This window comes from Mesorhizobium sp. M0664, assembly GCF_040320565.1.
GTDB lineage: Bacteria > Pseudomonadota > Alphaproteobacteria > Rhizobiales > Rhizobiaceae > Mesorhizobium.
In genome coordinates, this window is the sequence record NZ_JAMYPW010000001.1 from 342,956 (window position 1) to 368,571 (window position 25,616).

At 63.0% G+C, this 25,616-nt stretch carries 26 protein-coding genes; 23 read left to right on the forward strand and 3 right to left on the reverse strand.

Annotated elements, in window-relative coordinates:
- Positions 1-4 precede the first annotated feature (4 nt).
- From NKI39_RS01510 to NKI39_RS01520, 3 genes are all read left to right on the forward strand, one after another.
- Positions 5-838, forward strand: coding sequence for an ABC transporter ATP-binding protein (locus tag NKI39_RS01510; protein WP_352767069.1), 834 nt, complete (start codon positions 5-7; stop codon positions 836-838).
- Entirely contained in the window at positions 835-1,584 is a 750-nt protein-coding gene (locus tag NKI39_RS01515; protein ID WP_352830440.1) for an ABC transporter ATP-binding protein, read from the forward strand. Before NKI39_RS01510 ends, NKI39_RS01515 begins: the two co-directional genes overlap by 4 nt.
- Positions 1,585-1,939: 355 nt before the next feature.
- Positions 1,940-3,217 carry a 4-aminobutyrate--2-oxoglutarate transaminase gene (locus tag NKI39_RS01520; RefSeq protein ID WP_352767067.1) on the forward strand — a complete coding sequence of 426 codons (1,278 nt, stop codon included), beginning with the start codon at positions 1,940-1,942 and terminating at the stop codon, positions 3,215-3,217.
- Between the two features lie 63 nt (positions 3,218-3,280).
- On the opposite strand, the gene NKI39_RS01525 is transcribed toward NKI39_RS01520, so the two are convergent.
- Complete coding sequence (locus NKI39_RS01525; protein WP_352813714.1) at positions 3,281-3,883, reverse strand: sulfotransferase family protein; 603 nt, start codon at positions 3,881-3,883, stop codon at positions 3,281-3,283.
- 117 nt (positions 3,884-4,000) lie between these two features.
- The gene (locus NKI39_RS01530; RefSeq protein ID WP_352830443.1) at positions 4,001-5,248 is read right to left on the reverse strand and encodes an NAD(P)/FAD-dependent oxidoreductase; all 1,248 of its coding nucleotides are present in this window, start codon (positions 5,246-5,248) and stop codon (positions 4,001-4,003) included.
- Positions 5,249-5,674: 426 nt separating this feature from the next.
- Here NKI39_RS01530 and NKI39_RS01535 point away from each other — a divergent pair, with 426 nt between their 5' ends.
- The 18 genes from NKI39_RS01535 (at position 5,675) to trmB (ending at position 22,821) form a co-directional block, all read left to right on the forward strand.
- Positions 5,675-6,964: an imelysin family protein gene (locus NKI39_RS01535; protein ID WP_352767418.1), complete on the forward strand. Its 1,290-nt coding sequence runs from the start codon at positions 5,675-5,677 to the stop codon at positions 6,962-6,964.
- A gap of 56 nt (positions 6,965-7,020) precedes the next feature.
- Positions 7,021-7,332, forward strand: coding sequence for a (2Fe-2S)-binding protein (locus tag NKI39_RS01540; RefSeq protein WP_023676882.1), 312 nt, complete (start codon positions 7,021-7,023; stop codon positions 7,330-7,332).
- Complete coding sequence (gene bfr / locus NKI39_RS01545) at positions 7,298-7,783, forward strand: bacterioferritin (RefSeq protein WP_352767061.1); 486 nt, start codon at positions 7,298-7,300, stop codon at positions 7,781-7,783. The genes NKI39_RS01540 and bfr overlap by 35 nt, the downstream gene beginning before the upstream one ends.
- Positions 7,784-7,795: 12 nt before the next feature.
- The gene (locus NKI39_RS01550; protein WP_352767059.1) at positions 7,796-9,403 is read left to right on the forward strand and encodes a di-heme oxidoreductase family protein; all 1,608 of its coding nucleotides are present in this window, start codon (positions 7,796-7,798) and stop codon (positions 9,401-9,403) included.
- Positions 9,403-10,476, forward strand: a complete 1,074-nt coding sequence (locus tag NKI39_RS01555) for an imelysin family protein (protein ID WP_352767057.1) — start codon at positions 9,403-9,405, stop codon at positions 10,474-10,476. Before NKI39_RS01550 ends, NKI39_RS01555 begins: the two co-directional genes overlap by 1 nt.
- A 2-nt stretch (positions 10,477-10,478) precedes the next feature.
- A complete protein-coding gene (locus NKI39_RS01560; protein WP_352767055.1) occupies positions 10,479-11,585 on the forward strand; it encodes a DUF1513 domain-containing protein in 1,107 nt (368 codons plus the stop codon).
- 159 nt (positions 11,586-11,744) lie between these two features.
- Complete coding sequence (gene tsaB, locus NKI39_RS01565) at positions 11,745-12,437, forward strand: tRNA (adenosine(37)-N6)-threonylcarbamoyltransferase complex dimerization subunit type 1 TsaB (RefSeq protein ID WP_352767053.1); 693 nt, start codon at positions 11,745-11,747, stop codon at positions 12,435-12,437.
- Positions 12,437-12,931 carry a ribosomal protein S18-alanine N-acetyltransferase gene (gene rimI / locus NKI39_RS01570; protein WP_352767051.1) on the forward strand — a complete coding sequence of 165 codons (495 nt, stop codon included), beginning with the start codon at positions 12,437-12,439 and terminating at the stop codon, positions 12,929-12,931. The genes tsaB and rimI overlap by 1 nt, the downstream gene beginning before the upstream one ends.
- Positions 12,932-12,952: 21 nt before the next feature.
- The gene (gene olsA / locus NKI39_RS01575) at positions 12,953-13,753 is read left to right on the forward strand and encodes a lyso-ornithine lipid O-acyltransferase (RefSeq protein WP_352767049.1); all 801 of its coding nucleotides are present in this window, start codon (positions 12,953-12,955) and stop codon (positions 13,751-13,753) included.
- A gap of 63 nt (positions 13,754-13,816) precedes the next feature.
- Complete coding sequence (gene miaB, locus NKI39_RS01580; protein ID WP_352813712.1) at positions 13,817-15,226, forward strand: tRNA (N6-isopentenyl adenosine(37)-C2)-methylthiotransferase MiaB; 1,410 nt, start codon at positions 13,817-13,819, stop codon at positions 15,224-15,226.
- 26 nt (positions 15,227-15,252) lie between these two features.
- On the forward strand, positions 15,253-16,302 hold the full coding sequence (locus NKI39_RS01585) for a PhoH family protein (RefSeq protein WP_352541253.1): 1,050 nt from the start codon (positions 15,253-15,255) through the stop codon (positions 16,300-16,302).
- A gap of 17 nt (positions 16,303-16,319) precedes the next feature.
- Positions 16,320-16,817, forward strand: a complete 498-nt coding sequence (gene ybeY / locus NKI39_RS01590; protein ID WP_352470060.1) for an rRNA maturation RNase YbeY — start codon at positions 16,320-16,322, stop codon at positions 16,815-16,817.
- A gap of 28 nt (positions 16,818-16,845) precedes the next feature.
- A complete protein-coding gene (locus tag NKI39_RS01595; protein WP_352613880.1) occupies positions 16,846-17,919 on the forward strand; it encodes a hemolysin family protein in 1,074 nt (357 codons plus the stop codon).
- A 17-nt stretch (positions 17,920-17,936) separates the two neighbouring features.
- Positions 17,937-18,116: a VOC family protein gene (locus NKI39_RS01600; protein WP_352767044.1), complete on the forward strand. Its 180-nt coding sequence runs from the start codon at positions 17,937-17,939 to the stop codon at positions 18,114-18,116.
- A 229-nt stretch (positions 18,117-18,345) separates the two neighbouring features.
- Positions 18,346-19,932, forward strand: coding sequence for an apolipoprotein N-acyltransferase (lnt, locus tag NKI39_RS01605; RefSeq protein ID WP_352541257.1), 1,587 nt, complete (start codon positions 18,346-18,348; stop codon positions 19,930-19,932).
- A 137-nt stretch (positions 19,933-20,069) separates the two neighbouring features.
- On the forward strand, positions 20,070-20,489 hold the full coding sequence (locus NKI39_RS01610; protein WP_023676895.1) for a helix-turn-helix domain-containing protein: 420 nt from the start codon (positions 20,070-20,072) through the stop codon (positions 20,487-20,489).
- A 329-nt stretch (positions 20,490-20,818) separates the two neighbouring features.
- Positions 20,819-22,108, forward strand: a complete 1,290-nt coding sequence (gene metK, locus NKI39_RS01615) for a methionine adenosyltransferase (RefSeq protein WP_023676896.1) — start codon at positions 20,819-20,821, stop codon at positions 22,106-22,108.
- An 11-nt stretch (positions 22,109-22,119) separates the two neighbouring features.
- Positions 22,120-22,821: a tRNA (guanine(46)-N(7))-methyltransferase TrmB gene (gene trmB, locus NKI39_RS01620; protein ID WP_352614602.1), complete on the forward strand. Its 702-nt coding sequence runs from the start codon at positions 22,120-22,122 to the stop codon at positions 22,819-22,821.
- A 60-nt stretch (positions 22,822-22,881) separates the two neighbouring features.
- On the opposite strand, the gene NKI39_RS01625 is transcribed toward trmB, so the two are convergent.
- Complete coding sequence (locus tag NKI39_RS01625) at positions 22,882-23,046, reverse strand: hypothetical protein (RefSeq protein ID WP_352830451.1); 165 nt, start codon at positions 23,044-23,046, stop codon at positions 22,882-22,884.
- 281 nt (positions 23,047-23,327) lie between these two features.
- Here NKI39_RS01625 and rimP point away from each other — a divergent pair, with 281 nt between their 5' ends.
- Positions 23,328-23,960 (forward strand): ribosome maturation factor RimP, encoded by a 633-nt coding sequence (gene rimP, locus NKI39_RS01630; RefSeq protein WP_023676900.1) that lies wholly within the window; start codon positions 23,328-23,330, stop codon positions 23,958-23,960.
- Positions 23,961-24,007: 47 nt separating this feature from the next.
- Positions 24,008-25,603, forward strand: coding sequence for a transcription termination factor NusA (gene nusA / locus NKI39_RS01635; RefSeq protein ID WP_352681242.1), 1,596 nt, complete (start codon positions 24,008-24,010; stop codon positions 25,601-25,603).
- Positions 25,604-25,616 lie beyond the last annotated feature (13 nt).

The window sequence follows — 25,616 nt, forward strand, 5'->3', positions numbered from 1 at the left end:
ACCAATGAGCACGCTTCTCGAAGTCGACGACCTGCGCGTTACCTTCCCGACGCGCACCGGCCTGATCGAGGCAGTGCGCGGCGTTTCCTTCTCGCTCGGCCGCGAGCGGCTCGGCATCGTCGGCGAGAGCGGTTCGGGCAAGTCGCAGACCGGCCGCGCCATCATGGGCGTCACCCCGCCGCAGGCCGATGTGACCGCGAAGACGCTCGCTTTTGACGGCATCGACCTGCTGGCCGCCTCGGCGCGCGAGCGCCGCGCGCTGCGCGGCAAGCGTATCGCCATGATCCTGCAGGATCCGAAATATTCGCTCGACCCGGTGATGAGCATCGGCCGCCAGATCGTCGAGACGCTGCGCACGCATGAGAAGGTCTCCAAGGCCGAAGCCCGCGACCGCGCGCTGGCCATGCTGGAGGCTGTGCAGATCCGCGATCCGGCCCGTGTCTTCGACCTGCATCCGCACGAGGTTTCCGGCGGCATGGGCCAGCGCGCCATGATCGCCATGATGCTGATCGCCGGGCCGGAAATGATGATAGCCGACGAGCCGACCTCGGCACTCGACGTCACTGTCCAGCTCGACGTGCTCGGCATCCTCGACCGGCTGGTCAGCGAGCGCGGCATGGGGCTGATCTTCATCTCGCACGATCTGCGCCTGGTCTCGTCCTTCTGTGATCGTGTCATCGTCATGTATGCTGGCAAGGTGGTCGAACAGCTCAAAGCCTCGGAGCTCGGCCGCGCCCAGCATCCCTATACGCGCGGCCTGCTCAACTGCATGCCCAAGATCGGCGCCGACCGTCACCCGCTGCCGGTGCTCGACCGCAAGCCGGAGTGGGCAGCATGACGGCAGCCCTTTCCGTCGACAGGCTGGAGGTGGTCTTCGACCGCTTCCGCGCGTTGAAAGGCGTCAGCCTCGAGGTCGAATCCGGTGAATCCTTCGGCTTGGTCGGCGAGTCCGGCTCCGGCAAGTCGACGTTGCTCAGGGCAATCGCCGGCCTGGCGCCGGCCGCATCAGGCACCATCGCGGTCAACGGCAAAACGCTCGGCGCGCGTCGCGACAAGGCGTTCTACCGCGAGGTGCAGATGGTCTTCCAGGACCCGTACGGTTCGCTGCACCCGCGCCAGACCGTCGACCGCCTGCTGCAGGAGCCGCTCGCCATTCACGGCTTCACCCACGGCGAAAAGCGCATCCAGCGGGCACTCGACGAGGTCGGCCTCGGCACCGGGTTCCGTTTTCGCTATTCGCATCAATTGTCCGGCGGTCAGCGCCAGCGCGTGGCGATCGCCCGCGCCCTGATTCTGGAACCGTCGATCCTGCTGCTCGACGAGCCGACCTCGGCGCTCGACGCTTCGGTGCAGGCGGAGGTGCTGAACCTGCTGGAAGAGATCAGGCGCCGCCGCAAGCTGACCTTCCTGATGGTCAGCCACGACCTAGCCATCATCACCCACATGTGCGAACGGCTGATGGTGATGCAGAACGGCGAGGCGATGGAGAATCTGACCGCGGACGATCTTGTCGAACGCCGTGTCACCAAGGATTATACGCGCAATTTGCTGAGGGCCAGCGAGGGGTTCGTGCGGACGGCGTGAGTAGGCTTGCTTTCAATTCCCCGCGTCGTGTTCTTTCGCGCCCCCCTCTGGCCTGCCGGCCATCTCCCCCACGGGTGGGGAGATTGGCTGTCACCACTGATTTCGCCAATCGCCAACGTTATAGAAGGAACGCTGCCGACGAAGCTGCCAATCTCCCTCCTTGTGGGGGAGATGTCCGGCAGGACAGAGGGGGGCGCGAAGGAACGGGACTTGGCAACTTTGTGTCAGGTCGCCCGCCGGACGGGCAGGCCCAATCACCCGCCGCCAGTGCCAACTTGAGGAAAACCTGAAATAAGCCCAGAAGAGTCTCAACAGCCATCAAACGAGAGCGGGCGCCGGCCCGGTGAGGGATACGATGACAAATTCAGCCATTTCCGAACGCAAGAGCCAGTCGATTTCGCGCGGCGTCGGCATGACCACTCAGATCTATGCCGATCGCGCCGAAAACTCGGAGATCTGGGATGTGGAAGGCCGCCGCTACATCGATTTCTCGTCCGGCATCGCCGTCGTCAACACCGGGCACCGTCACCCCAGGGTGATCGAAGCGGTCAAGGCGCAGCTCGACCGCTTCACCCACACCTGCTATCAGGTCGTGCCCTATGAGAGCTATATCAGGCTGGCCGAACGGCTGAATGGCATGCTGCCCGGCAAGTTCGACAAAAAGACGATTTTTGTCACCACCGGCGCCGAGGCGGTCGAGAACGCGATCAAGATCGCCCGAAACGCCACCGGCCGGCCGGCGGTCATCGCTTTTTCCGGCGGCTTTCACGGCCGCACCTTCATGGGCATGGCACTCACCGGCAAGGTCGTGCCCTACAAGGTCGGCTTCGGCGCCATGCCGGCGGATGTCTTCCATGCGCCGTTCCCGGTTGCACTGCACGGCGTGTCGGTCGCCGATTCGCTGGCTGCGCTCGACCGGCTGTTCAAGGCCGACGTCGATCCGGCCCGCGTCGCCGCGATCATCGTCGAGCCGGTCCAGGGCGAGGGTGGCTTCTACGAGGCGCCGCGCGACTTCATGACCGCATTGCGCAAGATCTGCGACCAGCACGGCATGCTGCTGATCGCCGACGAGGTGCAGACCGGCTTTGCCCGCACTGGCAAGATGTTCGCCATGGACCACCACGAGGTGGCGGCCGACATCACCACCATGGCCAAGAGCCTGGCCGGCGGCTTCCCCTTGGCGGCGGTCACCGGGCGTGCCGAGATCATGGATGCGCCGAACCCCGGCGGACTCGGCGGCACCTATGGCGGCAGCCCGATCGGCGTCGCCGCGGCGCATGCCGTGCTCGACGTCATCGACGAGGAGAAGCTCTGCGACCGGGCCAACACGCTGGGCAACCGGCTGAAGCAGCGCCTGCAAGCGATCCGCGACGAAGCCCCGGAAATCGTCGATATCAGAGGCCCCGGCTTCATGAACGCGGTCGAGTTCAACGATGTGACGAAGGGGCTGCCGTCGCCGGAACTCGCCAATGCGGTCCGGCTGAAGGCGCTCGACAAGGGCCTGATCCTGCTGACCTGCGGCGTCTACGGCAACGTCATCCGCTTCCTCGCGCCGATCACCATCCAGGACGGAGTCATGAACGAGGCGCTCGACATCCTGGAAAGTTCGATCCGCGAGGCCTGCGCCGCCTGAGCGGCGAGGATATCGCCTAGGATTCAACTGCGGCGAAGGCCGAGATAGGTGGCAAGCCGCCGTTCAACGCCCTATGCGAGCACGAAATTCGGCAGTCGAATTGGTGCGTGGAAACGGTTCGGAAGGCAACTGTACACCGAGAAAGGCACAAAGCGGCTCCCACCCTTCGGAGGCCTGATAAGTAAGAAGGCGTTCAGGTGGCAGCGTTGATTTCACGGAAGCGTTATGTGCTTCATAGACAGCGATTGCGTGATCACGGTTATCAAATCGACCGCCAAAGACAGTGTTTCCAACCACCGCCACACCAAAGGACTGTGGATCATTGGTAGCAGCATCCATCGTGAGCCCTATTGTTTGCGCCATGCTGTCATACCAGGCTTCCGGGTCACGAACTGTCAGGATAACCTTTGCATGAAGGTAGTGGTCACTCACTTCGCGCCAAAAATGCGCCGTTGGCCAATCGACGGCGGAAAGATAGCCGGCATATGCCGCATCCCAGGTCGGGAGTTGTCCCTGTCCGGCGGCGCGCCACAGCGCCTTCTGCTCGGGATTGGCGTGGACATCTGCCATGTGATGACACGGCCCGAACCCAAGATGCTCCAACGCGAGCTTCAGCGAATATGTGCCAGTGCGACCCATGCCTGCGCCAATGACATATAGAGCCATGAGCACCCCCCGACGAATTTCAATTGGTCAAAATACCGCTGTTTCCTTTACTTCGCTATATATTTTGAAGGTCAGCTCCCGGTCGAACTTGGTCATTCAGGGTGATTGGGTTTGATCTTATCCCGCAGCGCGGACAGGCTCCTGGAAGGCGGCGAGCGCCGCCTTCAGTCCACCCGGCCCGGTCGCGACAATCTGCGGCGACGGCGAAAAGCCGGCGCCGAGCATCTTGCGGCCAAGCATGTGGTCGCCGGGCCGGTTGACCGATTCGATGCCGAGCAGCCGGCTTCCGGCATAGTGGTAGATCGAGAATTTGTTCTCGGCCACGTCGCCCAGCACGACATGGCTGTCGCCACCCGCAATCAGGCCGACCATCTGCAGCTTCATGTCGCCGATATCGGACCAGAACCACGGCACTGCCGAGTAATTGTCGGTGTGGCCGACGATGGTGCGCGCGGCGAGCCGCGCCTGGTCAGTGGCGTTCTGTACCGATTCCAGCCGCACATCGCCGCCGGTGAACCAGTGCCGGTAGGAGGCGGCATCGCCGATGGCGAGGATTTCCGGCACCGACGTACGCATCTGCTGGTCGACGCGGATGCCGTTGCCGATGGCAATGCCGGCGGCTTCGGCCAGTTCGACATTCGGCACGACGCCAATGCCGATGACGACCATCTGCGCCGGCAATCTTTCGCCGGATGAGGTGATTGCAGCCGAAACACGGCCGTTCTCGTCCTCCAGCCGTTCGATGGTGGTGCCGGTAAGGATGCGCACACCGGTGGCCTCCAGCCGCAGGCGCACATGGCCGGCGATGACCGCTGCCACGGCGCGGCCGAGCAGCCGGTCGACCGCCTCGACCACCGTAACCTTGCGGCCTGCCGCGGTGAGCGTCGCGGCAATCTCCAGGCCGATGAAGCCGCCGCCGAGGATGACGACCTCCTCGCTTTGCGCGCTCAATTCGCGGATCAGGCGGGCATCGCCGAGCGAGCGCAGCGACACAACGCCGGAAAGCTCCGAACCCGGCAGCGGCAGCAGGCGCGGCCGCGCGCCGGTGGCGAGGACAAGCCGGTCGAACGGCAACACACCGCCGCCCGAGATCCCCAGCCTGCGGCCGCCGACATCGATGCGCTCGATCCGGAGGCCTGGCCGGAAGTCGATGGCGCTGCCGGTATAAAAAGCCTCGCCGCGCAACGGCTGCGGCTTTGCTTGCTGATCCTTGATGAAGGTCTTCGACAGCGGCGGCTTGTGATAGGGCAATTCGTTTTCGTCGCCGACCAGGATCACCGGGCCGTCATAGCCTTCTTCGCGCAGGCTGGCGGCCGCTTGCACGCCCGCATGACCCGCACCGACAATGACGATCCCGTTCTTCATAACAGCCCGATTCCTCATCCAAATCTAGGACGTCTCGCCAGGTGGCGATTGTCCGGCGCCGCCGCAAGAGCGCCGATCCGGGTCGCACCCGGAACGGCCGCCTGTCAACTGCGTCATGCGCCGGCATTCCTCATACGTCGGTGTTAAAGTTGACAGTTCTAGTTTAGAATAATTCTAAACTGTTGTTTCAATTGAAGTTTTTCTATGCCACCAGTTGACATCCGGCGTCTTCGCCGTTTTATGGAAGCTCGCGCGTCAGCGCATCCCTTTGATGTCTGGGCCTTGAACCCTTTCGATTGGAGGCATTTCGGTGTCTTTCTTCCGCGAACCGCGCGATGGCGCGACCCTTCTTTGCCCGCTGGCAACTGCCCGCCGCGGCGCCGGCATTTCATTGATTCCCGAGGAGAGACAGTCATGAGAACGATGATGACCGCGCGGTATGGCGGCAGGCTTGCAGCGATCGGCGCCACGGCGATGCTGACGGCGGCTGTGTTCGTGCTGCCGGCCAAGGCGCAAACCGATGCCAAGGCGGTCATCAAGACCTATTCCGACATTGCGCTCGCCAAATACGAGGATTCGCTGATCACGGCCGAGGCGCTCGACAAGGCTGTCGATGCGCTGCTCGCCAAGCCATCTGCCGAAACGCTGAACGCCGCCCGCGAGGCCTGGAAGGCATCGCGCGTTCCCTATCAGCAGACCGAGGTCTATCGCTTCGGCAATGCCATCGTCGACGACTGGGAAGGCAAGGTGAACTCCTGGCCGCTCGACGAAGGCTTGATCGACTATGTCGCCAAGAGCTACGGCACCGAGTCGGACGCCAACGCGCTCTACACCGCCAATGTGATCGCCAACAAGTCGATCGAGATCAACGGCAAGAAGGTCGACGCCACCGAGCTGACGCCGGAGTTCCTCTCCGGCACACTGCAGGAGGCCGGCGGTATCGAGGCCAATGTGGCGACCGGCTATCACGCCATCGAATTCTTGCTTTGGGGTCAGGACTTACACGGCACCGGTCCGGGCGCCGGCGAACGGCCCTACACCGATTACGACCTCGCCAATTGCACCGGCGGCAATTGCGACCGTCGCGGACAGTATCTGAAATCGGCGAGCGACCTTCTGGTTTCCGATCTAAAGGATATGGTCGACGACTGGAAGGAAGGCGGCGCCGCCCGCAAGAACCTTGTCGATGGCGAGCTGAACGCCGCCATTTCGACCATCTTCACCGGCATGGGCTCGCTGTCCTATGGCGAGCTCGCCGGAGAGCGGATGAAGCTCGGCCTCTTGTTGCACGACCCGGAAGAGGAGCACGATTGCTTCTCCGACAATACCTACAACTCCCATCTTTACGATGCGATCGGCATCCGTGCCGCCTATCACGGCAGCTACAAGCGGCTCGACGGCACTGTCGTCGAGGGGCCGTCGGTGGCCGACATGGTCAAGGCGGTCGACCCGGCGGTTGACAAGGAATTGTCGGACAAACTGGACGTCACCGTCGCCAAGATGGAGGCCATCAAGGCGCGGGTGCTTGCCGGCGAGGCCTATGACCAGCAGATCGGAGAAGGCAACACGGAAGGCAATGCCACTGTGCAGGCGGCGATCGACGCGCTGGTCGATCAGACCAAGTCGATCGAACGCGCCGTCGGTACCCTGAAGCTCAATGCGATAGCCTTCGAGGGCTCGGACAGCCTCGATTCACCGGACAAGGTGTTCCAATAGACTATCGAAACCACCAGCCACGCGACGCAACGAAGCGACGTTAGCCAGAGCGACAAATGCTGATCTGCCATTGCAACATCATCACCGAAAAGGAGATAGAGCAGACGATCGTCGGACTGCTGGATGAGGACCCCTGGCAGCTGATCGTGCCGGCGAAGGTCTATCACGCCATGCACAAGCGCGGTCGCTGTTGCGGCTGCTTCCCAAATGTGGTCGAAACGATCATTCGGGTCACCGAAAATTACCATGCCCGCTCGGCGGCGAGTGGCGTGGACATCGTTTCACACCTGGATCGCGTCAGAGGCCTGCGCGTCCAATACGGGAGCAGAACCCATGAAAGGCGAACAGCAGATCATAGAGCGGCTTAACGAGGCTCTGTTTCTGGAACTTGGGGCGGTCAATCAATACTGGGTGCATTTCCGGCTGCTGGAAGACTGGGGATACGCCAAGCTGGCGAAGAAGGAACGCGCTGAATCGATCGAGGAGATGCACCATGCCGACCGGCTCGTGGCGCGCATCATCTTCCTCGAGGGCCATCCGAACCTGCAGTCCGTGGCGCCGCTGCGCATCGGGCAGAATGTCAAGGAAGTGCTCGAATCCGATCTGGCCGGCGAATATGACGCGCGCACCGCCTACAAGCGTTCGCGCGAGGTTTGTAACGAAGCAGGCGACTACGTGACGATGAAGCTGTTCGAGGAATTGCTGGCTGACGAGGAAGATCACATCGACTTCCTCGAGACGCAACTCGACCTGCTCGCCTCGATCGGCGAAGAAAAGTACGGCCAACTCAACGCAGCGTCGGCCGACGAGGCGGAATAAGGACATGCCGGAATGCGGCGCCCCCTAGATTTCATGCGCCGCTTGCGGCCGGCCGGGCATTGTGGCCTGCCGCCTCAGAAGAAGCCGCGATACGGTATCTTTCGCGGCGCCTTTCTTGCCGTGGTGGCGACGCTCACAGCCTCGGCGCTGGCCGGGGCGCCGCAACCGGCGGGGGTTGCCACCAGCCGCACGGATCTGACGCCGAAGGATCTGGCGCGCGTCATCGCCATCACCAGGCCGACCAGCGATTTCTCCAAGCCCGAGCAATTCGAGCTGATGCAGGGCGGCGCCGGCACCTCGAAGAAGGACGTCAACAAGGACGCCTTCTCGCAATCCTCTGCCAATGTCAGCTTCGAGGAAGAGGGTACCTTCAAGCTCGGCAACGCCATTTTCCGCAAGAACTGGGTGTCCTCGCCATCGTCGACACAAGCCTCGGATGGGCTCGGTCCGTTGTTCAACGAGCGCGCCTGCCAGAACTGTCATCTGAAGGACGGTCGCGGCCATCCGCCCCAAGGCGACAGCGGCACCACCTCGATGTTCCTGCGCCTGGCAAGGGAAGCCAGTACCGAGGAGGAGAAAGCCGCGCTCGCCGATCACAAGGTGCTCAACTTTCCCGACCCGGTCTATGGCACACAACTTCAGGAGCTAGCCGTTCCCGGCCTGCAGGGCGAAGGCAGGATGCATGTCGATTATCAGGAGCAAAAAGTAAAACTGGCGGACGGCAGCGTCGTGTCGCTGCGCAAGCCGAGCTATTCGGTCGAGGGTCTCGCCTACGGGCCGCTCGATCCGCACACCACGCTGTCGCCGCGCATGACACCGCCGATGATCGGCCTTGGCCTGGTCGAGCAGATCGCTCCTGCCGACATCCTTGCGCGTGCCGATGCGGCCGACCGCGATGGTGACGGGATTTCCGGCAGGCCAAACATAATACGCGACGCCAGCAGCGGTGAACTGACGCTCGGCCGTTTCGGCTGGAAGGCGCAGGCGGCATCGATCCGCCAGCAATCGGCGGACGCTTTTGCCGGCGATATTGGCATTTCGACGCCTGAAGTGCCGAAGCACTGGGGCGATTGCAGCGCCGCGGAAAAGACCTGCCTTGGCCTACCTAACGGTGTACAGGAGCGCCTCGGTCCGGTCGAAGCGCCGCCGCCGGTCATGGACCTCGTGACCTTCTATTCGCAAAACCTTGCCGTGCCGGCCCGGCGCGATCTCGACAGACCGGACGTGCTCACCGGCAAAAAACTGTTCTACGATATGGGCTGCATCTCCTGCCATACGCCGAAATTCGTCACCCGCCGCGGCACCCCGAACAAGGCGCAGGCCTTCCAGCTGATCTGGCCTTATTCCGATTTCCTGCTGCATGACATGGGACCTGGTCTTGCCGACGGACAGGCGGTGGGCGAGGCCACGGGAAGCGAATGGCGCACGCCGCCACTGTGGGGCATCGGGCTCACCCAGACCGTCAGCGGCAACACCTTCTTCCTGCATGACGGGCGCGCACGAAGCCTGGCCGAGGCGATTCTGTGGCATGGCGGCGAGGGCCAGAAGGCGCGTGACCGCTTTGCCGCTGCCGATGCGGCCGACCGCGCCGCGCTGATCAAGTTTCTGGAGTCGCTCTGATGCGGAAGCGTCTTGCATTCGCTCTGATGCTGGTCCTCGCCGGTGCGCTGCCGGCATCCGCGGCGGTGAAGGCTTCGGATGTGATCCAGCGGGCGATCGACGGCTTCGTCCGCCCGGCCTATGCCAGACTGCATGACCATGCGGACAGCTTGGCCAAGACCATGCACGCGCTTTGCCAGGCGCCTTCGCAAGACACTCTCGATGCGGCACGCGCCGAATTCTCAGGCGTCGTGGATGCCTGGTCGGTGGTGGAAATCATCCGTTTCGGGCCGATCGCGGAAAACAACCGGCTTGAGCGCATGCTGTTTTGGCCGGACCGCAAGAGCATCGGCCTGAAGCAGGTGCAGGCAGCACTTGCCGGCAAGGATCCGACAGCCGCCGATCCGGCCCAGCTGGCTACAAAGAGCGTCGCCATGCAAGGGCTCGGCGCACTGGAATTCGTCCTCTACGGCGACGGAGCCGGTCAATTGGTCGGCAGGGACGACGCCTATCGCTGCGCCTACGGTGCGGCCATTGCCGGCAATGTCGAGACGATTGCCGGCGAGGTTGGCGATGCCTGGAACGAGCCCAACGGCTTTGCCGCGCTCTGGGCCAATCCGGGTCCGCAGAACGCGCTCTACCACGACGGCACCGAAGCGGTGACCGAACTGGTCGGCGTCTTCATCAACGAGCTGGAAATGGTCCGCGACGTACGCCTGAAAGGCTTCCTGGGCGCCAAGCCGGAGGCCGACAAACCGAAACAGGCGATCTATTGGCGCTCGCAAAACACCGCCCGCTCGCTGACCGGGAATCTGGCGGGCATGGACACGCTGTTCCAGGCCTCGCAGCTTGGCGACGCGCTGCCGCCCGATGCGCGCTGGATGGCAGAATCGGTCCACATCCAGCTCACCAACGGGATCGAGGCGGCCAAGGCGATCAGGGGACCGATCGACAAGGCACTTGCCGATCCGGCGCTGCGCCAGAAGCTCGACTATTTCTCGCTGGTGACATCCAGCCTGACGACCCTGATCGGCACCAGGCTGACCGCCGAATTCGGCCTGACCGCCGGGTTCTCGTCATTGGATGGTGACTGATCATGAGGACGCCGCTGATCGATCGGCGCGATTTCCTGAGGGCCGCAGGCGCTGGTTTCGTAGCGGCGATGGCGCCGTCGGCCTGGGCAAAGACAATCGACGCCGACGCGGTCTTCGCCACCGCTTTCGTCAAGCGCGACGGCAGCTATGGCGCGGCCGTCCTGTCCGAGGCCGGCAAGTTGTTGCACACGATCGATCTGCCCGATCGGGGCCACGACGTTACCTTCGACCCGGTGTCCAAGCGTTCGGTGGTGTTTGCCAGGCAGCCGGGCACCTTTGCTGTCGTCTTCGACCATACCGGCCGCGATAAACCGCACACCATTGCCAGCGTTGCCGGCCGGCATTTCTTCGGCCATGGTGTGTTCTCGGCCGATGGCACGCTGCTCTACGCAACCGAGAACGATTTCGACAATGCCGCCGGCGTCGTCGGCGTCTATGACGCGCATGCGAAATTCAAGCGCATCGGCGAGTTCCCGACCTACGGCGTGGGCCCGCACGAACTTCTGCTTCTCTCCGACGGCAGGACAATCGCTGTCGCCAATGGCGGCATCGAAACGCATCCGGATTATGGCCGCGCCGAGCTCAATATCGCAACGATGAAGCCTTCCTATGTTCTGGTCGACCGCCTTACCGGCGATCTCACCGAAAAGCACGAATTACCGCCGGCGCTGCACCAACTGTCGATCCGCCATATGGATGCCGACCGCTCCGGCACCGTCTGGTTCGGCTGTCAATACAGGGGGCCGGGTACCGATCGTCCGCCACTGCTCGGCCGCGCGGCACGCGGCATGGACCTGAAATTACTCGACATGTCGCAGGACGTGCTCTCCGCCTTCAGGAACTATATCGGCTCGGTCGCCGCCAACCCTGCTGCCGGCACCATCGCGGTGTCTTCGCCTGAGGGCAATTCACTTGCCGTGATCGACGCGGCCAGCGGCCGCATCGTCGCCACCAAGGCGCTGGTCGAGGTTTGCGGCGTTGCAGCCGATGGGGAAAGCTTCATGGCGACGACCGGCGCCGGCGATATCGTCGAGTCCGGTGGCTCGATACATTCCGAGCCGGACTATGTCTGGGACAATCACGTGCTGCGTATCGAGCAGGTCGGCTAGTCCCGATACCTATTGTGGCGATTGCGTGCGTTGGAACTTACATTCTTGGACCCGCGCCGAAGCCAAGTCGCCTGACGATTTATCCATTATTCCCTTGCGGGGATCAGCCCTGGCGGGCAGAGGGAAGCTGTTTTCGAAACTGTCTCAACCGGCCGCTTCATGAAATTGCTTGCCATCGACTGTGCCGCCAATCTCTGCGCCGCCTGCGTCTACGAAGCGGCGGCCGGGAAAGAACTCGGCCGTTCGGTGCTCGATCTCGGTAAGGGTCATGCCGAGCATCTGATGGGTGTCATCGAAAAGGCGTTGGGGACCAGCAGAACCGACTATTCCGGCCTCGGCGCCATTGCCGTTTCGACGGGTCCGGGCTCCTTCACCGGTCTGCGCGTCGGCGTCTCGGCGGCGCGCGGCCTTGCGCTGGCGCTGAAAATCCCGGCGATCGGCGTGACGACTCTGGAGGCCCTGGCGGCGCAAGCGAGAGCGGCATTTCCCGGTCGCGCCGTGCTCGCCGCGCTCGATGCAGGTCGCGAGGAGATCCATGCGGCACTTTACGATGAGAGGTCGGTTCTGATCTTTGGTCCGGCCGTGACCACGCTCTCGCAAGCAGCAGCCATGGCGGTCGACAGATCTGCGGTTCTCGCCGGCACGGCGGCAACCCAAATTGCCGCGGCGGCCGGGCGCAGCTTCGATCTCGGCGGGACGGCGGCCACCGCCGACATCGCCGTCTATGCCCGGCTGGCCGCCGCCCAACGTGCCGGTAAAAAGGGCGAGGGCGAAAAGCCGAAACCGCTCTATCTGCGCGGCGCCGACGCCAAGCCGCAGGCCGGCTTTATTCTATCTAGGCAAAAAAACTGATGCGCATTCCATTCCTCCCGCCGCGTCGCAGGGACTATGCGATCGAGCCGCTGACGGTTGCCGACAGTGCGGCCATGTCGGTGCTGCATCGCGAGGATTTCGCGCGGCCGTGGACCGACGACGAATTCGCCGCGCTGCTCGAGCAGGACACGGTGTTCGGCTATGCCGCGCGCGAGACCGGACAGGGTGCCAAGCCGCCGGTCGGTTTCGTGCTGGCTCGGCTGGCGGCCGGCGAGGGGGAGATCCTGACGGTCGCGGTGGCACGCTCGCATCGGCGCCGGGGGCTCGGCTGGCAATTGATGGATGCGGTGCTGCGTGAACTGCATGCACAGCGCGCCGAGGCACTTTTCCTCGAGGTCGACGAGACCAATGTCGCCGCGATCGCGCTCTACCGGCGGTTCGGCTTCCGCGAGGTCGGCAAGCGCGCCAACTATTACAAGTCGCCGGAGCACGGCCCGACCGGCGCGCTTGTCATGCGCCGCGATCTTCGCTAGCCAAACGCCGGGGTGGTACGGATGATCGGAAAAATCAGGATTTTCCTGGCCCTGGGGCTGGTTGTCGTCGGCTCATTGGTGCTTGTGCCTTTGCAGATACTGTCGATGAGGACCGGACTCTGGCGCGAGACCTTCATCCTGAAGATCTGGCACACAATGATCGTCAGGGCACTGGGGCTGCGCATCCATGTCAAGGGAGCGCTGTCCGGCCAGCGCCCATTGCTGATTGCTGCCAACCACATCTCCTGGACCGACATCATGGTGCTGGGATCGATGGTCGATGTGACGTTCATCGCCAGGGCCGATATGGCCGGCTGGCCGCTGATCGGCATGCTGTCGAAGCTGCAACGCACCGTCTTCATCGAACGTGAGCGCAAACGCTCGTCGGGCGACCAGGCGACCGAGATCGCCGGCCGGATGGCCAAGGGCGACGCCATGGTGCTGTTTGCCGAAGGCTCGACCGGCGACGGCAACATGATCCTGCCGTTCAAGAGCACGCTGTTCGGCGCCGCTACAATGGCGATTGCCGAAGGGGCGGCCGAACAGGTCTTCATCCAGCCGGTGGCCATCGTCTATACGCGCCTGCATGGCGTGCCGCTCGGCCGCCGGCATCGGCCGGTTGCCGCCTGGATCGGCGATGAGGAGCTGATGCCGCACCTCAAGGTGCTGATGGCCGAGGGCGCCCTCGACGTCGAGGTGCATTTTGGCGAGGCGATTGCTTTCTCCAAGGGCTCCAGCCGCAAGGAGACGGCAAAGCAGATGGAACGCCAGGTGCGCGAGATGGTGCAGGCGGCGCTCGCCGAACCGCGCCCGAGCCGGTAGTCTGCGCAGGTTCCGGCCAGATTCGTCTGTTTTTTGTCGGGGAAAGGCGCTAGAAGCCGCGAAATGGAATTGAACACGATAGAACGCGACGACATCGGCGCTGCCGCCGAAAACCTGGTCGTTCCGCCTGCCGCGACCAGAAAGGTCTTCGTCAAGACCTATGGCTGCCAGATGAACGTCTACGATTCGCAGCGCATGACCGATGCTCTGGCGGCCGACGGCTATGCCGCGACAGACGCCATCGGCGAGGCCGATCTGGTGCTGCTCAACACCTGTCACATCCGCGAGAAAGCGGCGGAAAAGGTCTATTCCGAACTTGGGCGCATCCGTGAGCTGAAGGCGGAGCGTGCCAAGGCCGGGCGCGAAATGCTGGTCGGCGTCGCCGGCTGCGTGGCGCAGGCCGAGGGTGCCGAGATCATCCGCCGCTCGCCGGCTGTCGATCTGGTCATCGGTCCGCAGACCTACCACCGGCTGCCCGGGGTGCTGGCGAGGGCGCGGAGCGGCGAAAAGATCGTCGAGACCGATTATGCCGTCGAGGACAAGTTCGAGCATCTGCCGCAGCCGAAGCGCGCCGAACTGATCAGGCGCGGCGTGACGGCGTTCTTGACCGTTCAGGAAGGCTGCGACAAGTTCTGCACCTTCTGTGTCGTGCCCTATACGCGCGGCTCGGAAGTCTCGCGGCCGGTGGCACAGATCGTCGCCGAAGCCGAGCGCCTGGCGGATGCCGGCGTGCGCGAGGTGACGCTGCTCGGCCAGAATGTCAACGCCTGGCACGGAAGAGGTGAAGACGGCGAGGAATGGGGCCTTGGCCGGCTGCTGTTCAGGCTGGCAGAGATTCCAGGTCTGGCGCGGCTGCGCTACACGACCAGCCATCCGCGCGACATGGACGATGAATTGATCGCCGCCCATCGTGATTTGCCGACGCTGATGCCCTATCTACATTTACCGGTGCAATCCGGCTCCGACCGCATACTCAAGGCGATGAACCGCAGGCATATGGCCAAGGACTATCTGACGTTGATCGACCGCATCCGTGCCGCACGGAACGACATCGCACTGTCCGGCGATTTTATTGTCGGCTTTCCCGGTGAGACGGAAGCGGATTTCGAGGCGACGATGCAGTTGGTCGAAGACGTCAACTATGCCTCGGCCTTCTCGTTCAAATATTCTCCGCGCCCCGGCACGCCGGGCGCGGAGATGGGCGATCACGTGCCGGAGGCCGTCAAGGACGAGCGCCTGCAGCGGCTGCAGGCGCTGCTTCTGAAACAGCAGCAGCATTTCGGCGCAAGCCTGGTCGGCAGGACTATCGATACGCTGATCGAAAAGCCGGGCCGCCAGGCCGGCCAGAAGGTTGGCCGCTCGCCGTGGCTGCAGCCGGTTATTGTTGATGAAAAGGACGGCGAAATCGGTGACATTATCCAGGTACGAATCACGAAGACGGGCTACAACAGCCTGTTCGCCGAATTGGCCTGAAGGCCTCGGCAGATGAGGAGAGACGGTTGAGCGCTGCTGAAGTCAAGAACCTGCCCCAGAACCTACCCTCCGGGGCCTCGGATATCGCGCACATCGTACTGACTTTCGACAATAACAAGCTTGCCAGCGCCCTTTACGGCCAGTTCGACGAGAATCTGGCCAGGCTCGAGCAGAAGCTCGGCGTCGATATCCGCTCGCGTGGCAACCAATTGACCATCAAGGGCTCTTCCTCGGCCGCCGAGCAGGCGCGCCGCGCCTTGGACAATCTTTACGGCATTCTGCAGAAAGGCACCGATATCGGCCAGTCCGATGTCGACGGCGCCGTGCGCATGGCGATCGCCACCGACGACCAGCTGACGCTGCCGACGCTGGAGCGCAAGGGCAAGGTGTCCGCCGCCCAGATATCGACGCGCAAGAAGACCATCTATGCCCGCTCGCTCAACCAGGACGCCTATATGCGCGCGCTGGAGCGGTCGGAACTCGTCTTCGGCATCGGCCCGGCCGGCACCGGAAAGACCTATCTGGCGGTGGCGCATGCGGCAATGCTGCTCGAACGTGGCATGGTCGAACGCATCGTGCTGTCGCGCCCCGCGGTCGAGGCCGGTGAACGGCTTGGCTTTCTGCCGGGTGACATGAAGGAGAAGGTCGATCCCTATCTGCGGCCGCTCTATGACGCGCTCTACGACATGATGCCGGCCGACAAGGTCGAGCGGGCGATTGCTGCTGAGGTCATCGAGATCGCGCCGCTGGCATTCATGCGCGGCCGTACGCTGGCGCACGCTGCCGTCATCCTCGACGAGGCGCAGAACACCACGCCGATGCAGATGAAGATGTTCCTGACCCGGCTCGGCGAGAACTCGCGCATGATCGTCACCGGCGATCCGACCCAGATCGATCTGCCGCCAAACACCAAATCCGGCCTGGTCGAGGCGCTGAGAATCCTCGACGGCGTCACCGGCATGGTGACCGTACGCTTCAATGAAGGCGACGTCGTCAGGCATCCGCTGGTCGCCGAGATCGTCAAGGCCTACGACCGTGACGGCAAGCTGGCCAGGGGCTTGGGTGTCGAAAGCTGATACGATTATGCGGCCGCATGGCTGAGGAGCAAAAGGCGGGGGGACCGCTTCCCGTCGAGATCGATATCGCGATCGAGGCGGGCGACTGGCCCGACGAGGCGGCGCTGATGCGGCTTGTCGACCGTGCCGTCTCGGCCGCCTTTGCCGAAACCGGTGCGGACGGCCGTTCCGAGCTCAGCATCGTCTTTTCCGACGATGCCCATATCCGTACGCTCAATGCCGGCTGGCGCGGCAAGGACAAGCCGACCAACGTCCTGTCTTTTCCGGCTTTTCCGTTTGCCAGGGGCGGGCCTCTGCCGCCGATGCTCGGCGACATCGTGCTGGCCGCCGAGACTGTCGCGCGCGAGGCGGCACTGGAAGACAAGCCCATCGAGGACCATATCTCCCATCTCGTCATCCATGGCCTGCTGCATTTGCTGGGCTATGATCACGAAACGGATGCCGAAGCGGAACTGATGGAAGCGACAGAGCGCGCAGCACTTGCGAGGCTTGCCATTCCCGATCCCTACACGTAATTACAAAAGACCAATTGACCGGACGATGATGAACGACAAACCAGAGACTGCCGCCCGCTCCGACGCCGGCAGTGTGATCAAGCCTTCCGAAACGACGGAAGAGGGCTCGAGTCCGAGTACCACGACCGGCAGCTTCGCCAGCGAGGCATCGCCTGCCGGTCCTTCCCTGTTCGATCGCGTGCTCGGGCTTTTCAGGCACCGCAACGGCACCAGCCTGCGCGAGGAGATTGCCGGTGCGCTTGCCGAAACGGCGAGCGATGCAGAATCCTTCTCGCCCGGCGAACGCGCCATGCTCAACAACATCCTGCGCCTGCGCGAAGTGCGGGTCGAGGACGTCATGGTGCCGCGCGCCGACATCGAGGCGGTCGAGATCACCACGAAGCTCGGCGACCTTCTGGGGTTGTTCGAGCAGTCCGGCCATTCCCGCATGCCGGTCTATTCGGAGACGCTCGACGATCCGCGCGGCATGGTTCATATCCGCGACGTGCTGGCGCACATCACCAAGGTCGCCCGCGTCAGAAAGGGCAGGACGACCAGGAAAACTCCGGTCGCGACGGTTCTCGATCTTGCCCAGGTCGATCTGGCGCGCACCATAGGCGATCTCAGCCTGATCCGACCGGTGCTGTTCGTGCCGCCGTCGATGCTCGCCTCCGACCTGATGGGGCGAATGCAGACGACGCGCACCCAGATGGCGCTGGTCATCGACGAATATGGCGGCACTGACGGTCTCGTCTCGCTCGAGGATATCGTCGAGATGGTGGTCGGCGACATCGAGGACGAACATGACGAGGACGAGCCGATGATTACCCAGGCCGGCGAAGGCGTCTTCATCGTCGACGGCAAGGCCGAGATCGACGACGTCGCCAAGATGATCGGCGAGGATTTCGCCGCCGGCGAGCACGGCGAATATGTCGACACGATCGGCGGCATGATCTTCAACACGCTTGGCCGGGTGCCGGCGCGCGGCGAAGTGGTGCAGGCCATACCCGGCTTCGAGTTCCATGTGCTCGACGCCGATCCGCGCCGCGTCAAGCGCGTGCGCATCGTCGAGACCCTGAAGGGCGAGCGCCGCCGCCGCGCCGTCCGCACCGAGCAGGCTTGAAAGACGCGGCTTGCCCGATGCCGGTTGAGGACCCGTTCAAGCACTCGACCTTGGGCTCCGGCGTCTTCTACGAGGATACGCAGGCCGCATTGACCTGGCTTGAAAAGGCCTTCGGCTTCGAGCCGAGCATGGTGGTCAGCGATGCAGGTTCGGCGATGGTTATATCATCGTCGATTCCGAATGGGCCGACCATATAGCCAGCCCGGCTTCAGTTACAGGCAAGAACACGCGCGCGATCCTGAAGGCCATGTCTGGACCTTTTCCCAGACTGTCGGCGCTGTCCCACGCGAAGAGGCTGAGCGGCTGGGCGGGCTGAAGATACAAGGCTGGCATCGATAGCTATGAGCGGACTACGTCGCCCGGTTTGGAGCCAAGGCCGCGGCCTGATAAATCTTGCTTCCTGATTCGCACGACTCGGAAGCATAGATGGAGCGCCAGGCCGGCCGGATAATTCTGCTTTGGGGCTGGCGGCGCGCGCTGGTGGCGTTTCTTGCCGGCGCGCTGGCGGTTCTTGCCCAGGCGCCGTACGATTTCTTCGCCGTCTGTTTCGTTTCGTTTCCCCTGCTGGTGTGGCTCCTCGACGGCGCGACCGGCGAAGCCTCGGACGGTTTTCTGCGGCGCTTGCGTCCGGCCTTCGCCATCGGCTGGTGGTTCGGTTTCGGCTACTTTCTTGCCGGTCTCTGGTGGGTCGGCTCGGCGCTTCTGGTCGAGGCCGACAGCTTTGCCTGGGCCTTGCCGTTCGCGGTGGTCGGCATCCCCCTCGCGCTCGCCTTCTTCTATGGTTTCGCCGCCGTGGTCGCCCGGCTGTTGTGGAGCAACGACATCGGACGCATCGCCGCGCTCGCCTTCGGCTTTGCGCTGGCGGAATGGCTGCGCGGCTTCCTGTTCACCGGCTTTCCGTGGAATGCCGTCGGCTATGCGGCGATGCCGGTACCTTTGCTGATGCAGAGCGTCTCGGTGACCGGCATGGTCGGCATGGACGCGCTTGCGGTCTTCGTCTTTGCGCTGCCGGCGCTGCTTGCGGCGCGCCGGCATCTCCGCCTCGGCGCGGCATTGCTTGTCGTGCTCGTCGCCGCCCATGCCGGCTTCGGCTATATCCGGCTCGCCGCCCCCGAAAAGCCGGCCGCCCGCAGCCTTGACGTCCGTATAGTGCAGCCTGCCGTCGACCTTACCGAAAAATGGGATACCTCGGTGCGTGACCGTATCTTCGCCACCATGATGGGGCTTTCGGCCAAGGCGCCGGAGCCCGGCCATGACAGGCCGCAATTGATTCTGTGGCCGGAGACCTCCGTGCCGTTTCTGTTCACCGAACGTCCGGATGCCCTGCCTGCGATCGGAGAAATGCTTGGCGATGGCCAGATGCTGGTCGCCGGCGTCGTTCGCGAGGAAGGCGGCTCGGCGGCCGGCAGCCGTTACTACAACTCTGTGGTGGCGATCGACGAAAGGGGCGAAATCGTCGATGCCGTCGACAAGGTCCACCTGGTACCCTTCGGCGAATACCTGCCTTTCGCCGATCTGCTCGGCCGCTTCGGGCTTGAGCAGCTTGTTGCCGGTCCAATGACCTTCGCGGCGGGCAATGAGCGGCATCCGATCGCGCTGCCCGGCGGTATCCGGGCGCTGCCGTTTATTTGCTATGAGGTCATCTTTCCCGATCTGGTCGCAGTTGACGCAACGTCAGCCGAGCTTATTGTGAACGTCACCAATGACGCCTGGTTCGGCGACACGCCGGGGCCGTACCAGCACTTCAGGCAGGCGCAGATCCGGGCGGTGGAGAATGGGGTGCCCCTGTTGCGCGCGGCTAATAACGGCATTTCGGCCGTTGTCGACCCACGCGGTCGCATCGTCGACGCGCTGGCAATCGATGCACGCGGCGCGATCGATGTGCGTGTGCCGATCTCCGACCAAGCCATCGTTTCCTCCGGCCAACGACGCATTAACGGAATGCTGATCATGTTTTTGCTTGCCGTTGCGGCATGCATTTTGAACGTAAGGCAAAGGCTACGGGCGAATTGACAGCCGACACATTAGAAACTCATACTGTAAGCGCCTGAAAATTTTCGAAGTCGATAAGGTCGTTCTGTTGGGGCACGGGCCGCGGCGTCGTTTGGGCAGCAAAATAGAAAAAGCCGGAAAAATTCGGCGAGGAAAAAATGACAGAAGAAAACAAGAAAAAGCCGAATCCGATCGACATCCACGTCGGAAGCCGCATCCGGCTTCGCCGCAATATGCTGGGAATGAGCCAGGAAAAACTGGGTGAAAACCTCGGCATAACGTTCCAGCAGATCCAAAAGTACGAAAAGGGCACCAATCGCGTCGGCGCCAGCCGTTTGCAGGCAATCGCCTCCATACTCGGCGTCCCCGTCGCCTTCTTTTTCGAGGATGCGCCCGGTCAGGAGCCCGTGGGCAACCGTGGATTTGCCGAGGATGCTTCGATGACCTCCGCCGTCGAATTCTGCGGCAGCCCGGAAGGCCTCCAGCTGAATCGCGCCTTCGTCAAGATCGCCGATGTGAAAGTGCGCCGCAAGATCATCGAGTTGGTGAAGTCGCTTTCCACCGACGAAGTCGATTGACTGGCCCGTGAAGAGTTCAACAAGGAAGGGCTCGTCGTAGCTGGGCATGCAATTTCTCGCGGCTGCGCGCATTGAGGGATGTTCATTCCGCAGATGCGCTAAAGCGCAGATCGATTTCGCTCGACTCGCTTCCTGGAAGCCGTTTTCCTCAGTCTGTTGCGCAAGGGCTGATCGCAGTGCGCCCTGCCGCCGTCTCGGGATGCAAGGATAATAACGTCAAAATTCATGCCAGAACGGCTGCATGGCTTGACTAGCGACGCCCGGCACCGTTAACAACTGGCGCGCCAAAATCGGCGGCCTGCCGATATTTTTTTCAAGAGGGGACACCCGTGACGCGGCACAATTACTTCTTCACCTCGGAATCCGTTGCCGAGGGCCATCCCGACAAGGTCTGCGACCGCATCTCCGACGAGATTGTCGATCTCGTCTATCGCGAAGCCAGAAAGACCGGCATGGACCCGTGGAAGGTCCGCGTTGCCTGCGAGACGCTTGCGACGACCAATCGCGTTGTCATCGCCGGCGAGGTGCGCGTCCCCGAGACGCTGCTCAAGAAGGACAAGGAGGGCAACGTCCTGAAGGATGCGGCCGGCCATCCGATCGTCAACCCGGCCAAGTTCAAGTCGGTCGCTCGCAAGGCGATCCGCGAAATCGGCTACGAGCAGGCCGGCTTCCACTGGAAGACAGCCAAGATCGAGGTCCTGCTGCACGGCCAGTCGCCGGATATCGGCCAAGGCGTCGACAACGCCTCCGACCGGCAAGGCGAGGAGGGAGCCGGCGACCAGGGCATCATGTTTGGCTATGCCTGCCGCGAAACCCCGGACTTGATGCCGGCGCCGATCTATTACAGCCACAAGATCCTCGAATTGCTGGCGGCTGCGCGCCATGAAGGCAGCGGTGATGCCGGCAGGCTCGGGCCGGATGCCAAGAGCCAGGTCACCGTCCGCTATGTCGACGGCAAAGCGGCGGAAGTGACGCAGATCGTGCTGTCGACCCAGCATCTCGATGAGACGTGGGATTCGAAGAAGGTGCGCAACGTCGTCGAGCCCTATATTCGCGAAGCACTGGGCGACCTGAAGATTGCCGACAATTGCAACTGGTACATCAATCCGACCGGCAAGTTCGTCATCGGCGGGCCTGATGGCGACGCCGGCCTGACCGGCCGCAAGATCATCGTCGACACTTATGGCGGGGCTGCGCCTCATGGCGGCGGCGCTTTTTCTGGCAAGGACACCACCAAGGTCGACCGCTCGGCGGCCTATGCGGCGCGTTATCTCGCCAAGAACGTGGTTGCCGCAAAGCTCGCCGATCGCTGCACCATCCAGCTTTCCTATGCGATCGGTGTCGCCCAGCCGCTGTCGATCTACGTCGACCTGCACGGCACCGGCAAGGTCGACGAGGCAAAACTCGAGCGTGCACTGCGCGCCGTGATGGACCTGTCGCCGTCCGGCATCCGCCGCCACCTCGATCTCAACAAGCCGATCTATGCCAAGACGTCGTCCTACGGCCATTTTGGCCGCAAGGCCGGCCGCGACGGATCCTTCTCCTGGGAGAAGACCGATCTCGCCAAGGCGCTCAAGGATGCTCTCGCCGAACCGGTCGCCGAAGCAGTCGCCGCCTAACCGCGGCGCCTATGGATCCGAAGGACCGGCCAAGCCGTGCGACCGAGGCCTTTTTCGGTCGCCGGCGCGGCAAGACCATTCGACCACAACAGGCAGCGGCGCTGGAGAGCGGCTTCGCCGCCTACAGGCTCGATCTGACGGTTGAACCGCCGGCCGACCTGCGCAGCCTTTTCGAAGCCGAAGTTTCGGCTGTCCAGCTCGAAATCGGTTTTGGCGGCGGCGAACATCTTCTGCACCGTGCTACGGCAAGCCAGGCGACCGGCTTTATCGGCGTCGAGCCTTTCGTCAACGGCATGGCCAAGATGATGATGGCGGTCCGGGAGCGGCCGCTTGCCAATCTGCGCGTCTATGACGACGACGCCACACGTCTGCTGGACTGGCTGCCGCAGGCTTCGCTTGACGGCATTGACCTTCTCTATCCGGATCCGTGGCCGAAGAAGAAGCACTGGAAGCGGCGCTTCGTCAGCCCGGTCAATCTCGACCGCTTCGCGCGCGTCCTGAAGCACGGCGGAAAGTTCCACTTTGCATCCGATATCGACAGCTATGTGAACTGGACGCTCCTGCATTGCCGGGCGCACGACGCCTTCACGTGGCAGGCAAGCGAAGCAGCCGACTGGCACCGGCCCTATGATGGCTGGCCGGGGACGCGCTATGAGGCCAAGGCCATTCGCGAAGGCCGACGGCCCGCCTATCTCACCTTCGTGCGGAAATAGGCGGGAAATTAGAGCTGAGCACAAGGCGAGCCGGCCGAAGGCTCTCGGCGGCCACCTGGCTCAGAAGCGACGGATCTTGTTGAAGGCTGCCGGCTCCATGCCGAGATTGCGCAGATCATGCGCACGCGGCTTGCGACCGCGTTCCACAGCCCGCGACGCGGCTACGGCGCTGCCGAACACGCTAAAGACATCGCCTATGCCTGAAAAAAATCCACGATTGTTCATGATGGGACCCTTTCGAGCGCAGTGAGCGCTCCAATTGTGCAATGCAACGTAGATAGTCGTGCGTGGCCGGTGCTCAAACGGTGATCACTGCATGGGCGCCATGCATTTGGAGCAGCGCTGCGGACTCGGAGCCTTGCCGTCATGCAGGACGGGCTTGAAACGAGGACCACGATCGTCTATATCAGCTTCAAATTCTTGGTCGGTATGACGAAGAGTGGGTCCACCCGGTCCCGCTCTTTTTTATTACCTGCCGACCGACAGAAATCGAGTGACAGGACCGAATGACAGTGACGGCAAGCGAAGGCGACGACCGCATCATCCGCGAAAGCGGCATCGATGCGCGCATCGCGCTGATCGTTCAGCCGGTACTGCGCGCCATTGGCTTCCGCTTGGTACGTGTGCACTTGTCGGGCCAGAACGGGCTGACGCTGCAGATCATGGCCGAGCGCGAGGACGGCACCATGACGGTCGAGGATTGTGAAGAGGTCAGCCGGGCGGTATCGCCGGCGCTCGATGTCGATGATCCGATCGAGAAGGCTTATCATCTCGAAGTGTCGTCGCCGGGCATCGACCGGCCGCTGGTCCGCAAATCGGACTTTGCAGCCTGGACCGGCCATCTGGTGAAGATGGAAACGTCGGTTCTCGTCGCCGACCGTAAGCGCTTCAAGGGCAAGATCGCCGAAAGCGACGCGGACGGTGTGCTGATCGAGCGTGACAAGGCCGCTTACGGCGAGGAGCCGACGGTACGTGTTCCCTACGATGCGATTGCCGAAGCGCGGCTGATTCTGACCGACGACCTTATCCGCGATGCGCTGTCGAAGGACAATCGGGCGCGCAAGGAAGCCAGGAAACGCCGCGGCGAACCCGAAGACGCACCAGAGGGTGCGGAAGACGAAACCGAACAGGAAATGTGATTGGGCTGCCGGCCGTAAAGGTCGGCAACAAGCTCGGGAGAAAGAAGATGGTTGTAAGCGCCAACAGGCTTGAACTGCTGCAGATCGCCGATGCGGTCGCGCGTGAAAAGTCGATCGACAAGTCGATCGTCATCGCCGCCATGGCCGATGCGATCCAGAAGGCCGCGCGCTCGCGCTACGGCCAGGAAACCAATATCCGCGCCGACATCAATGCCAACACCGGCGAGATGAAGCTGCAGCGGCTGATGGAAGTGGTCGAGAAGGTCGATGACTACGCGACGCAGATTGCCATTTCCTCGGCGCGCGAGCGCAATCCGGACGCCCAGCTCGGCGATTTCATTGCCGAACAGCTACCGCCGATGGATTTTGGCCGCATCGCCGCCCAGTCGGCCAAGCAGGTCATCGTGCAGAAGGTGCGCGAGGCCGAGCGCGACCGGCAATATGACGAATACAAGGACCGTATCGGCGAGATCGTCAACGGTACCGTCAAGCGCGTCGAATACGGCAACGTCATCGTCGATCTCGGCCGCGGCGAAGCGATCATCCGCCGCGACGAGCTGATTCCGCGCGAAAACTACAAGTATGGCGATCGCGTCCGTGCCTATGTCTATGACGTGCGCCGCGAACAGCGCGGCCCGCAGATCTTCCTGTCGCGCACCCATCCGCAGTTCATGGCGAAGCTGTTCACCATGGAAGTGCCGGAAATCTACGACGGCATCATCGAGATCAAGTCGGTCGCCCGCGATCCGGGTTCGCGCGCCAAGATCGCTGTCATCTCGCGCGACAGCTCCATCGATCCGGTCGGTGCCTGCGTCGGTATGCGCGGCAGCCGCGTCCAGGCGGTCGTCGGTGAATTGCAGGGCGAGAAGATCGACATCATTCCTTGGTCGCCTTCGGCGGCGTCCTTCATTGTCAATGCATTGCAGCCGGCGGAAGTCGCCAAGGTCGTGCTCGACGAGGATGCCGAGCGCATCGAGGTCGTCGTTCCCGACGATCAGCTGTCGCTGGCCATCGGCCGCCGCGGCCAAAACGTCCGTCTTGCCTCGCAGCTCACCGGCTGGGATATCGACATCCTGACCGAGCAGGAAGAGAGCGAACGCCGCCAGAAGGAATTCGTCGAACGGTCGTCGCTGTTCATGGAAGCCCTCGACGTCGACGAGATGGTCGGCCAGGTGCTCGCTTCCGAAGGCTTCACCAGCGTCGAGGAGGTCGCGTATGTCGACTCCGGCGAAATCGCGTCGATCGACGGCTTCGACGAGGACACGGCTTCGGAAATCCAGACCCGCGCCCGCGAATATCTGGAGAAGATCGAAGCCCAGCATGACGAGAAGCGCAAGGCGCTCGGCGTCAAGGACGAGCTGCGCGAGATCCCCGGCATCACCACCGCCATGATGGTGACGCTCGGCGAGGACGGCGTGAAGACGATCGAGGATTTCGCCGGCTACGCCGCCGACGACCTGACCGGTTGGAAGGAACGCAAGGACGGCGAGACGAAGGTATTCCCGGGTGTGCTCGCCAACCACGGCGTATCACGCGCCGATGCCGAGCAGATGGTCCTGGCCGCTCGCCTGAAGGCTGGCTGGATCACCGAAGACGAGCTTGCCGCCGAGGGCGTGCCGGCTGACGAAACCGTCGGTGCGTGAGGTGAAACCGCAT